At 34.0% G+C, this 12916-nt stretch carries 9 protein-coding genes; 1 reads left to right on the top strand and 8 read right to left on the bottom strand.

From position 1 onward, the window contains the following. Positions 1-17: 17 nt before the first annotated feature. The 3 genes from CEF14_RS16925 to CEF14_RS16915 form a co-directional block, all read right to left on the bottom strand. Positions 18-1418 carry a SpoVR family protein gene (locus CEF14_RS16925; protein WP_102693909.1) on the bottom strand — a complete coding sequence of 467 codons (1401 nt, stop codon included), beginning with the start codon at positions 1416-1418 and terminating at the stop codon, positions 18-20. 46 nt (positions 1419-1464) lie between these two features. Continuing rightward, positions 1465-2634, bottom strand: coding sequence for a sporulation protein YhbH (yhbH, locus tag CEF14_RS16920; protein WP_102693908.1), 1170 nt, complete (start codon positions 2632-2634; stop codon positions 1465-1467). A 181-nt stretch (positions 2635-2815) separates the two neighbouring features. Next, positions 2816-4711 (bottom strand): PrkA family serine protein kinase, encoded by a 1896-nt coding sequence (locus tag CEF14_RS16915; RefSeq protein WP_102693907.1) that lies wholly within the window; start codon positions 4709-4711, stop codon positions 2816-2818. A gap of 342 nt (positions 4712-5053) precedes the next feature. Between CEF14_RS16915 and CEF14_RS16910 the strand changes: the two genes are divergently transcribed. Further along, positions 5054-6049: a M23 family metallopeptidase gene (locus tag CEF14_RS16910; protein ID WP_407690463.1), complete on the top strand. Its 996-nt coding sequence runs from the start codon at positions 5054-5056 to the stop codon at positions 6047-6049. Between the two features lie 35 nt (positions 6050-6084). Here the strand turns inward: CEF14_RS16910 and CEF14_RS16905 are convergent, their stop codons facing one another. The 5 genes from CEF14_RS16905 to CEF14_RS16885 all read right to left on the bottom strand — a co-directional run bounded on the left by CEF14_RS16905 (position 6085) and on the right by CEF14_RS16885 (position 12304). Continuing rightward, complete coding sequence (locus CEF14_RS16905; protein WP_102693906.1) at positions 6085-6462, bottom strand: iron chaperone; 378 nt, start codon at positions 6460-6462, stop codon at positions 6085-6087. Between the two features lie 644 nt (positions 6463-7106). Beyond that, positions 7107-7622, bottom strand: coding sequence for a carbonic anhydrase (locus tag CEF14_RS16900; RefSeq protein WP_102693905.1), 516 nt, complete (start codon positions 7620-7622; stop codon positions 7107-7109). 67 nt (positions 7623-7689) lie between these two features. After that, the gene (locus tag CEF14_RS16895) at positions 7690-8055 is read right to left on the bottom strand and encodes a Na-translocating system protein MpsC family protein (RefSeq protein WP_102693904.1); all 366 of its coding nucleotides are present in this window, start codon (positions 8053-8055) and stop codon (positions 7690-7692) included. Between the two features lie 107 nt (positions 8056-8162). Further along, positions 8163-10775 carry a DUF2309 domain-containing protein gene (locus CEF14_RS16890; protein ID WP_102693903.1) on the bottom strand — a complete coding sequence of 871 codons (2613 nt, stop codon included), beginning with the start codon at positions 10773-10775 and terminating at the stop codon, positions 8163-8165. After that, a complete protein-coding gene (locus CEF14_RS16885) occupies positions 10772-12304 on the bottom strand; it encodes an NADH dehydrogenase subunit 5 (protein WP_102693902.1) in 1533 nt (510 codons plus the stop codon). Before CEF14_RS16885 ends, CEF14_RS16890 begins: the two co-directional genes overlap by 4 nt. Positions 12305-12916 lie beyond the last annotated feature (612 nt).

Raw genomic sequence — 12916 nt, 5'->3', positions numbered from 1 at the left:
TGGGTTAGTTTTTTACTTTATAAAAATTTCTTAGAATTCTTTTTACCATCATTTGAATAAAGAACAAATTTATCTTCTACAATTGTTCTAATATGAACAGGGCGTCCCCACAATTGATAAATATATGGTAACACATGTTCCAAATAATGAGGATCAAGTTCCATTCCCTCATAGCCGTGTACTAAATACAATTCGCCATTTCGTAAATAATCTCCATTTTCCACTACAATATAGGGAAACCCACCATTTACTCTCGTCGATACCAGTTGATCTCTTATGGCTGCATAATCTTTATCTGTAATGCGATAGTCAGAACCTTTCTTTTCAAATAAGTAAAGGTCTTCTTGTTTGACTAAATCTTTGGTCAAATAGTTACGGATAAATGACATATCAGATTCTACTTCTCTTACTTCAAAAATTTTCTCTCGACCAGAATTCTGTTTAACACCCAATCTTCTCATTTCTTCAGTTGGATTGTCATATCGTTTTTCAATATCTTCAAAAATCTTAATTCCTAAATAATATGGATTAATCGATGTTTTTGATGGCTGTACAACACCAGCATTCAACTTCGCATAATCAATCGTTTCAGTTGTTGTTAAATTTAATTCTCGCATGATACGTTGATGCCAGTAAGAAGCCCAGCCTTCGTTCATAATTTTGGTTTCTAATTGTGGCCAAAAATAGAGCATTTCTTCTCGCATCATTGTCAATATGTCTCGTTGCCACTCTTCTAACTCACGGCTATGCATCTCGATAAATAATAATAAATCCTTTTCTGGCTTAAGTGGGAATTTTTTCTTTTTATAACGGATTGTGTTTTGTTCTTTTTCTGGTTGATCCAAATTCCATAAATCGTCATATGGCGTTTTTGATGCAACAGTTTCTTCATCTTCCTCTTCATAGTCACTCTTCATTAAATTAGGTCTCAATATCGACGGATCTATATGCTCTTGAATGGCTAAGACAGCGTCTAGAAACTGTTCAACCTCATCTTTACCATAGAGCAATTCATAATGAGCAATACGTTCTGCCGTTGCGGTCATACTTTCAACCATATCTCTTCTTGTATTCTTAAAACGAACGTTGTTTTTGAAAAAATCGCAATGTGCTAAAACATGAGCAATAATGAGTTTATTTTGAGTTAATGTATTTGTATCAAGTAAAAATGCATAACAAGGATTAGAATTAATGACAAGTTCGTAAATTTGGCTCAAACCCAAATCATATTGTAGCTTCATTTTATGAAACTGTTTGCCAAAGCTCCAATGGGAAAAACGAGTTGGCATACCATATGCTCCAAATGTATAAATAATATCTGCTGGACAAATCTCATAGCGCATTGGGTAAAAATCCAAACCAAACCCTATCGCAATTTCAGTAATTTCATCAATCGCCTGATGAAGCTCCTTTTCCATCTTTGAATCCCTCCGCGCATATTTTATTTGGAAATGAAACTTTTGATCATTTAGTTTCTTCAGGCTGTTCTTTTTGGAAAAAGCATTTTAATGCTTCATAAACATCATTTTTGGTCTTTAAAACATAATGACGAAACTTTGAATTCTCAATTTTTTTATAGTTATACATTAAGGTTGAAAAGCGATTATGTTGATTTACTTCTCCATAGCCGAACATGCTAGAAACTTTCATTAATTCTTGCACCAATCGAATGCAAGCTTCATTGTCTGTAGACATATTTTCTCCATCAGAAAAGTGAACAGGATAGATGTTATATCGTGCTGGATTATACTTCTCATTTATAAGTTCTAATGCTTTTAAATAAGCTGAAGAACAAATCGTACCACCACTTTCGCCCTTTGTGAAAAACTCTTCTTCTGTTACAACTTTGGCAATCGTGTGATGTGCAATAAATTCAATTTCAACCGTTTCATACTTAGAGCGTAGAAATCTTGTCATCCAGAAGAAAAAGCTACGTGCACAATATTTTTCAAAACTTCCCATCGATCCACTTGTATCCATCATCGCAAGGACAACTGCTTTCGATTCAGGTTTTACAACTTCATCCCATGTCTTAAATCGTAAATCGTCATTCAAAATAGGCGTAATCTCAGCCTTACCTTTCATTGCATTACGTTTAATAGCATTTAAAATGGTCCTCTTTTTATCGATATTCCCCATAAGTCCTTTTTTGCGGATATCGTTAAATTCAATTTTTTCGGTTGTTATATCGGCCATTTCTTTCTCTTGCAAATTAGGCAGCTCTAACTCTTTAAATAAGACATTCTGAATTTCTTCAATACTTACTTCTGCCTCGTAGTAATCTTCACCAGCTTTGTCTCCAGCCTCTTTCCCTTTTCCGGGACCTTTACTTTCCCCACTTGAATCACGGGCAACTACATCGCCTACTTTACTATCTCCATTTCCTTGACCAACATGTTTAGATTTTCCATAGTTATATCGAATTTTATACTCATCTAAAGAACGAATTGGTATTTTGATTACATCTTTACCATTAGACATAATAATGCTTTCTTCACTTACTAAATCAGGTAAATTATTTTGAATGGCTTCCTTTACTTTTTCCATATGACGTTGTTGATCTTGGTGTCCTTTGCGATGGAGAGACCAATTTTCCTGAGAGATAACAAAATGTTTATTTGAATTTTCAGTCACTTTTATCCTCACCCATCTATTATTAAAAAATTTTTATCCATTTTCTAAAAAAGCACATTATGTAAATCATTGTAGTAAAAAAATCTCTTTCCTTATACTATGCTAACTTTTAAGATAATTTAACTTTTTAAGATATAAAAATGGAGTGTCCTTAAAATTTGTGGACACTCCTATTCAACCGTTAACGATTCAATAAGCTACCTACGTATTGTAACAACTCATTTGCAGAAGTTGAGTTATATCCGTGTTCATCTATCAATGTTGCAACAACTTCATTGATCTTTTTAAGTTGAGATTCATCTGGGGTTTTAGATGATGTTGTAATTTTTACTACATCTTTTAGATCAGCAAACAATTTCTTTTGAATCGCTTCTCGTAATCTTTCATGAGAATTATATTCAAATCGTTTTCCTTTTCTTGCATAAGCAGATATGCGAATCAAAATTTCTTCACGGAATGCTTTTTTCGCATTCTCCGAAATGCCGATCTGTTCTTCTATAGAGCGCATTAGTTTTTCATCTGGATTCAGTTCTTCTCCAGTAAGCGGATCTCGAAGTTTGTTTTTGTTACAAAAAGCTTCTACATTATCGAGATAATTATTCATGAGGGTTTTTGCAGATTCTTCATACGAATACACAAATGCTTTTTGGACTTCATTTTTTGCAATTTCATCGTATTCCCTTCTTGCGACTGCAATGTAATTCATATATTTTTCTTTATCTTCCTGACTAATTGAAGCATGTTGATCGAGCCCGTCTTTAAGAGAAAGTAATACATCTAATGCATTTATAGATGGTACTTTCTTACGTATAATAGCTGAAGAAATTCGGTTAATAATATAACGAGGATCAATTCCATTCATGCCTTCGTTTGGATACTCTTTTTTCAATTCTTCCACATCAACTGAATTATATCCTTCTACACTTTCTCCATCATAGAGACGCATTTTCTTGACTAAATCAATTCCTTGCTTTTTCGGGATTTCAAGTCTTGTTAATACTGAGAAAATAGCTGCAGCTTTTAATGCATGGGGTGCAATGTGAATGTGGGACATGTCACTTTCTTTGATCATTTTTTCGTAAATTCGTTCTTCCTGACTAACTTTTAAATTATATGGAATCGGCATTACAATAATTCTTGAGTGAAGTGCCTCGTTCTTTTTGTTGGCTATAAAGGATCGATATTCTGTTTCATTAGTGTGAGCAACAATTAATTCATCTGCACTGATTAGTGCAAATCTACCTGCTTTAAAGTTTCCTTCTTGAGTTAATGATAAAAGATTCCATAGAAATTTCTCATCTAATTTAAGCATTTCTTGGAACTCCATCATTCCTCTATTCGCTTTGTTTAACTCACCATCAAAACGATAAGCTCGCGGATCTGATTCAGATCCAAATTCTGCTATAGTAGAGAAATCAATACTACCTGTTAAATCCGCGATATCTTGTGATTTCGGATCAGATGGTGTAAAGGTACCAATACCAACACGCTTATCTTCTGAGAAGAAAATACGTTCAACCATTACATTCTCAATATTGCCATCATATTCTTGTTCAAGTCTCATTGTATTTAACGGAGATAAATTACCCTCTATTCGGATACCATACTCTTCATGAAAATCATTACGCAGATGATGAGGGATTAAATGTAGTGGGTCTTCATGCATAGGGCAACCTTTAATCGCATATACAGCACCTTCATCAGTTCTCGAATATTGTTCAAGCCCTCGCTTCAATAACGTTACAATTGTGGATTTCCCGCCACTTACAGGTCCCATCAATAATAAAATACGCTTACGGACATCTAGTCTTCTAGCTGCAGGGTGGAAATATTCCTCCACTAATTTTTCAATAGCTGTTTCAAGTCCAAAAATTTCCTGCCCAAAAAAGTGATATAATTTTTTGCCATCTCTTTCTTGTAACCCAGAACTTTTAATCATATTGTATACCCGTGAATGGGCTGTTTGAGCAACTTCTGGTCTTTCTTTCACAATACTTAAATATTCTGCAAAAGTCCCTTCCCATTTTAGCCTGTTTTCTTCTTCACGGTAACTCTTGAACTTATTTAAAATGTCTATAGTTTTCCCTCCATTCAGGCCTGTTTTATAACATAGTATGAAGTTAGAGAATTAATGATAACCACAACCAAGCTATTGTCGAATTTTCTTCCTAAAAAAATCGTACAAATAGCTACAAATTAGACATGTTAAGGCAACGAAAAAACTTTTTATTCAGTGAAAATTCCATCAATGAACGGTTTCTTTCTTTTCTATTGATGGTTGTTGAGCCAATCAGACTTTTACTAATTTAATCTGTATTTCCCAATTAGCATCAACTAATTAATTTACTTTATGTAAGCTGCACTTATGGAATATTAAAATTCGGTTATTCTATGTAGGATGGAAAGGAGGATTTTTTAATTGTCTCGTTATTTTATTTCCTTATTCGCAATGGCCTTGTTATGTGGTACCATTTTATCCACTTCTGCATCTGCAAATGAAGCACCTTCTAGAGAGGAAATTCTAAATCAGCGCATGTCCTTTTATGTAAAATATGAAGATTTACTTGTTCCTTGGTACTTTTTAGCAGCTATTGATCAGTATGAAAGGAACATACAATCCGTTCGTAAAGACATACCTAAGCGTGATAGCATTATTGCTATTCAATTTTCAGATGAATTTTGGGCAGGCGCATTAAATCCTTACAGCCAAGATACAACGCCTTCAACTATAGATTATTTCGGTGGCATGGGTCTTGATGGAAACAAAGATGGAATTGCTAATTCAGATGACGATGAGGATATCATGTACACGATGGCTAGTTACCTAAGCAGATTTGGACCTACAGAAAATGATTTTAAGTTAGCACTATGGGATTATTACAAAAGCGAATCTGTGGTCAAACAAATTCTGACTATTTCTACTCTCTATAAACATTTCAATACTCCAGATCTCAGTAAACACGTATTTCCATTACCGTTAAACTATGACTACAGTTACAGAAGTACTTGGGGAGACAATAGAGGTTGGGGTGGCAGAAGAATTCATGAAGGGACTGACCTTTTTGCTAGCTATGGGACACCAGTTCTTTCTACATCCTATGGGATAATTGAAATCAAGGGTTGGAACAGATTTGGTGGATGGCGCGTTGGCATTCGAGATCAAAATAATTCGTATCATTATTATGCACATCTCTCTTCTTTTAGTAAGGATATTCATGTTGGCGATGTTGTCGAACCTGGCAAAATCTTAGGATATGTCGGTAGTTCTGGATATGGGAAAGAAGGAACATCTGGGAAATTCCCACCACATCTCCATTATGGTATTTATAAATTCAATGGAAGAACAGAATGGGCATTCGACCCTTACCCTTCACTCGCATCTTGGGAAAGACAAACAAAACAATCCAAAAAATAAATCAATTCAAATTATTGAAAAACCAGTTCCACTTTTCAGGAACTGGTTTTCATTTTTTTTATATTCTCAGCCACTCTAAATTGAACAATCTTCCTAATTAATTCAAAAGGTAATGGCTCATCTATCGGAAATTGAACAGATCCTTTTCCCATTTTATATTGTTGTAATTCATCTTTGTAAGCATTAATACCACTTGAAGTCGGATAAAATCCAATATGCTTTTTATAAGCTGCAAAATAGACTAAGTTTCCTCTAAAAGTAAAAGTAGGCATTTGGTAACTTATTTTTTCACCAACATTTGGTACAGCATCTTTTATGATTTTTCTTAACATTTGTAGCTTTTCCTGAACATCGGTAGGAAATTGTGCAATATATTCATCCACTGTATTATAACTAATCTTGCTCTTTTCCATATTTTCTCCCTTATATCTATTTTCAATAATTATACCCAATTATTAAATCTATAAGGCTAAAATAGTCTTAGCAAATTGATAAGTATAATTCTCTTTATGTTTTTCAAATTCTAAGTATTTGTTCATAATATATTTTCATTAACTAGAATAATTCTTATATTCTTTATACATACTAGTAAAAAAATAGTATGAAAGGAAGTCCTAATATGAATCACTTAGAGCAAAATCTTTCTCATAACATAGAAATAGCTGACTTAAGAAATAAAATCACATCTATTATCTATAGCCTACACTTTGATTGCTGTTATCATGTTGAAGATTGCATTATTGATTTACACAAATTACTTTTAACATTAGATGATTTGGAACTATCTTAATTTTGTTTTATTTAATAACTTTTTAAGAGGTTGGGACAAAGGTTTTTTAACTATGAAAAATCCGAACTATAATGTGAAATTCTATTTAAAATTCCACATTTGTTCGGATTTTTCTTTTATTATTATTCGATTGAACCCAGTTCAAACCCAGTTCATAAAAAGAATTTGTACAAAAAGCACGAACATTTCGTATATATTTTTTTCGGCTTTGGGAGGGACTAATTTTGTTCTGTCCCAGCCCCTTTTATTTAAAATTAATTATGCGCTTTAAATTAATACTTTCTTAGTAACATCACTTTCTGTTAATCTCATGTTCTCGTGATCAATAAATAATTCAGTTACTTTTACATCAGATGGAATCAAAGGATGGTTTCGAATAATATTGATATTCTTCTGCAAACTATTTGATAAAGTGTTGCTTCCTTCTAACCATTCTCTGACACTCCCATCAGAAAATTCTGGTATACAATTTTTAAAAAGGTAATCTACTGTTTGCATTTTACCTAATAATTCCTTATTCTCATATATTTTATTCATGAGTTTCCCTGAATTCTTTGGATCTTTTTTTGAATCAATCAAGAAAATTTGATCAATATTTTCATTATAGATCGTAAGGATAATATCTCTCATAAAATCATCAAAAGGTTGTAAAATTAATTGTCTATAGCTTTGTAAGATAATGATATTATCTCGATAATTACTCTTTAGTTGGTTTAGTATTAATTCTAATTCTGGATCCATTCCAGTCACAAATAGCACTTTTTTATTTCCATCTATAAACATCAATTCCACCCCTAAGTACTATAATATTTATATCAGTGAAAAAGAATAATGCCTTCAATCTATCCCTTTACGATAATTTGCTTTGTAAATCATTTGAAAGTTTAAAGAGTATAACTCGTTCTCCTGTTTGTGTACTAAGATCTGTATGAAAACTTACTACTTCCTCGCCTGTTATCTCTAGAATAATTTGCTTCAGCTCATCCAAACCAGATTCAACCAAACTATTTCGATGCTCTTTTACTGATAGTAACCCTTCTTTATTTTTACATACTGAGTATTCAGCGGGCGTTAATATCCCACGCAATACTACAATTACCATATCGCGTAAGATATCCGATTTTACTGAAACCGATCCACGGCCAAGATAGCTTTTTTCCCAGTGCGTTAATGCTTTACTTATTTCTGATTCTAGATTTCCTTTTGTTTTATCCATAATTCCTATCCCCTATAAAAAATACTTCTATTTAATGAATTTCATAAATCCATCTTTAACTTAACATGAAATCTCTTATTTAATAGTTGGTCACTATTGAGAAATCGTTAAGACCAGCTTTCCCAATGTCCTTCAGAATCAATCGAAGCTAAACGGATCCAACCATGTTGTAGTTTTTGAAGAAATGCTTGATCACGTTCTAATAGCCGTTCAATATGCTTTTTAGGTGCTTGAATTACGATTAACAAGCGTAATGGTTCATGGTAAGCCTCTTCGTCTGATAGCATAACAGACTGCCATGGAAGTCCTGACATTAAATCACTAGCATTTCCCTGCATGACACCAATACCAGAGGTTATTGTCTGTGTAGTCTTGTTACCACTACCATAATAATGTGGCGCTACAGTAGACGCATAATATTGTAGGTTAATCCATTGGGCAACTTTAGCTGGCCCAGCAATAATTTTCGCAAGTATATCACCATTAACATCATTCTTCCACTGATAGTTATGAAGAAATGCCCGTCCTTCTAAATTACATGCTTCAGTAAGTTTCCGTTCACCAATGATAAATGTTGCATTACGAGCCAACCCCCACTCTGGACGAACTTCACTCCAATCTTCGGCAAAACGTTGAACCTCTTCTTTTAGATTTTTATAATGTGAATCTAAAGTTGGTAGCTGTTCGATTCGTTCTGCATTTGCTTCCTCACGAACTTTTGGCAATTTTTTTTGTATACAATCATATGATTCTTTTGCTGTTTTAGAAAGCTGAGGAACATATACGAAATGAAGTTCATCAAGTGTTGTAATATGCTCAGCAGCTACAAAAACGGTTTCTTCTGGTATCACAATTCCTTCCGTCTCCAACGCTGCTCTTACTTTTGGAAGATTGCATAAAGTGGCTAATACACGTGCATTAAATTTACTAGAAGCCCCTCCGCATGCACCACAATCTAAAGCTGAAGAATATGGATTGTTGGTACTATGGCTGCCATGACCACAAATAACAACTAGTGGAGCAAAATGATTTGTTAGACCCATCATATTTAAAGCTTGTCTAGCATACAATACTTGCTCTTTTTCAGAAAATCCTACTTGTAATTCTGAATCCAGTGTATGCATATGCTCAAGTGAAAGTTTGGTAGAAGGTTTGTATAGCCATTTTTCCCTTATTTTTCGCATAGCATACCCTGCTTTTTGAGGTACAAAGCTACGAGCCAAAGTTTGCAAACTAAGCCAAGGTCCACTAATCTCTGGTAGTAATAAGTTTGATAACATGTTATGTTTCATCGTCTTAAATGTGTGACTTATTGAATTAGCAGCGTTTGTACGTTGCTTATAGTGTTTTAAATCCACATCAGTGGATGATTCGATTACTTTATATTGTGGTTTGAACATTACAGGTAAGGATTCATGGCTATGCGCACTACCAAGTTCCGTTGTTTCGATTGGCAATCCGAAGAATCCTGCCGTTCCAAATGTCTCAAAAGGTCCCACTTTTTCTAGTTGGCGACGGAAAGGTTCTGAACGTACGTCAATGCAAAAAGCAAATTGTGCCATTACATTCTTTGTTTGTTGAGCAGCTTTAGGTTGTTTTGACAAAATCATTTCTTTCAATTGAACTTCATATGTTTTTTCCCACGCTTCCAACCAAAGATGATTGCGAACAAATTGATCAAAACGATCAGCAAGTAACAAGCGTGCTATCGCTTTTGTTGAAGTTAGTTTTGTCCACTCACCAATCGGCATATCTCCCCATTGTGCCCAACTTAATAGCAGTGGTTCAATTAATACCTGATCTTCTACTTTAGATGTAGGTAATGGAAGATGTGTCTCTACCATAGCCCACTCCATTGCAATTCGGATTGCTAGATAGTCTAGAAGTAGTTTTTCCTCTTGACTAGATTGTTGTGAACGCCAAAGCATCATACCAGCCCAGCCAGGTAATGCTAGTAAATGTGCTTCAAGATAATCTTGTAGTTGAGCTTGAGGGATTCCCAAATTGATCAACACTTCTGTTAATACTTGTTCTGCATCTTCAGACAATGTTTTCAACTGTTTTCGTATACCATGGTTCAATGCTGGATCATATTGAATCATTGCCTTCCATGCGCGATAAAATCCCTCTTCACGATTAGGCATTGACCAAACTGCTTGTGATTCATCTAGGTATAATTTACACCATTTAATGATATGAAGATTTAGATCTTCAGCAATACTCTCTTTCCCCGTTTTTTCTATACGTTGGCTATAGGTAAGCACTGTATAATTCTTAGGAATTTGGTTTTTAAAATGACTCATTTTTTTAGCTATTTGTTCTACTTCTGGTCCCACAGATGTATGATAAGGTTTCTGATTCATCTCTAGGGCATTACGGCAATACTGCTCAGCTACACTTCTTGGAATGTCTAAATCTTGTATTTCAAGCCACTTTTTCATTCCTTCTTCTAAAAACCTTTTGTTGATCTCACCTTTTTCGAATGCAGATTTTAACAACGCATGATTCGGATATATATCTACATCACAAGTGTCTTTTAGACGACGCGCTACTTGTTCAAACGTTTGGTGTTCTAATCCTGCCCATGGACTACGTGCTGCAAACGAGTTGATGTGTCCTAGAGGTACAATTACTTCACTTGCAGATTTCACCAAATCATTAATATCAAAATTAAGGTAATCAGATTCTTTTTCAAAGTTTAATGTGACTGCAGTACTCAATGTACATTACCCCCTCGAGATAACAATTGTGTTAGATACTTTGGATGGCTTTCTACTAATTTTCTTTTTGGCTCACCTAAGCGAATAAGCCATAGATAGATAGCAATTGAAGCTTTTGAATTTTTGCGAATAAACCATGTTCCAATTGAACTAGCAACCAATAATATTACTAAAAGTAAAATACCCATTGAAATAGATTGTTGGATTCCGCTTGGGATTGCATCATGCAATAGTTTATTAAATACAGTGTGTACTATTTGGAATACAAGGGCTGCTCCTGCAAATAGAATGATTCCCGTAATACGTCCAATATGACCAGCTCCAAAGGCAACAAGTTGTGTCCAAGCAAGTGCCACAGACCAGCCTAAGATTAAAGCACTAACTAGTTGGTATCCTTCATCCGGAGAAGTTAACCAAAATGCAAATCCTAACAGTAGCCCTAAACCTCCTCCAATAATCATCCACACGAATGAAGATAATTGAGTTTTTCGAGTAACTGGTTCGTTATATTGAGCAGCAGAACCAGCTTGTAAGAATAGAGTCGATTTAAATAGACCATGTAATACTGCGTGTGTAATAGCTGCTAGATATGCTCCTAACGCACATTCGATTAACATGAACCCCATTTGTGCGATGGTAGAGCCTACAAGTTGTCGTTTATAGTCCACTTGTACAAGCATTATGCCTGTTCCAACTAAAACAGAGACACTTGCTAAAACAAGTAAAACAACTTGTACTACATCGCCATTATAGAAAGGAGCAAATCGAGTTAGCATTATACTACCAGCATTCACGATTCCTGCATGCATGACTGCAGAAATAGGTGTAGGTGCAACAACTGAATCTAACAACCAACGTTGGAATGGCCATTGTGCTGCTGGAATAATAACTGAGAAAAGTAACAATAGATTAATAGAAGTTTTCTCCCACACATTTAATTGTGAAAGGTTATTATGACTAAGAACTTCAGATAATTGCCATTGTCCAGTAATTTGAGAAATCCATACAACTGCAATTAACAAGATCACCCAACTGATGGCAAAATAGCGTCCTGAAATTTTAGATGCTTCTCGAGCAACTTTCCATTCTTTTCTTAGGCCTATAAGCATTGTCAATCCTAACAGAGTAACACCCCATCCGATTAAAAGAAGGCGTAAATCATCACTAAGCCAAGCAAGTGAATCAGCAATTGTAGTGACTGTTAGTAATGTAAAATACTTTCTGTAAGACTGATCACCTAGTAAATAGCGAACAGAGTATCGTTGTACAATTAACCCAATTGTTAAAACGAATGTTGACCATAGCCATGATAAAGAATCAAAATGCCAAGGTCCTATTATCACACTCTCATTGTTAAAAACTAGAGCGAATAGAGCTGTAATTGGGGGTAAAGCAATGATTCCTATGTGAAAACGAACATAATTTAAAGGTGTTTTAGGAAGTAACATCATAAAACCACTACATACAGAAACCCCTAGTAATACGAAAAAAATTGTCGACCAAGAAATATAATCTAAGAAATTCAACATCCCAACATCCTCCCCTTGAAATGGATGACATGTAAAATCAAAATCTAACTAGTTAATTTCACATAATTAGCGTAAAAAATATATTTTTATTAAAGCTCAAAAATAATTAACAAAATAAAAACCGATAATCTCTAATATTAACGGTTAAATCACCATTAAAATTGGAAATTATCGGTTTACTTTTAACTAGCCCATTTGGGTTTTAAATAGCCTACCTCTTTATAGAACAGCAGCATCCTAATAATACGGATGTGCTTTACATTTCATGATTGTGTTAATATATAGATATACTTTTTCAAATAGCCATATTACATATAACTCTTTGCTAAAGCTCACTATATTTTAATTAATTTATCTACTAATATACTTCTTGAAAATTATATTACTATTAATGAAAGATTCTGTCAAGTTTTTAAATAAAACAGTTTGTCAATTTTCATATTGTTATAATACAGAGATCCATCCATATAAAAAGTCTCTCCAATTAACTTCTATACATATATAATTTGTTCAATAATAAATACAATTCGTTTTTACTTGGATTGGACCAAAATCCAGTAAATCAAATATAAAATAATTAGTATGAAAATGATAATTATTATCAATACTAAT

It is taken from the genome of Rummeliibacillus pycnus, from assembly GCF_002884495.1.
Taxonomy (GTDB): domain Bacteria; phylum Bacillota; class Bacilli; order Bacillales_A; family Planococcaceae; genus Rummeliibacillus; species Rummeliibacillus pycnus.
The sequence above is the reverse complement of the archived record's forward strand: the minus strand, read 5'-3'. Positions and strand labels throughout refer to the sequence as shown.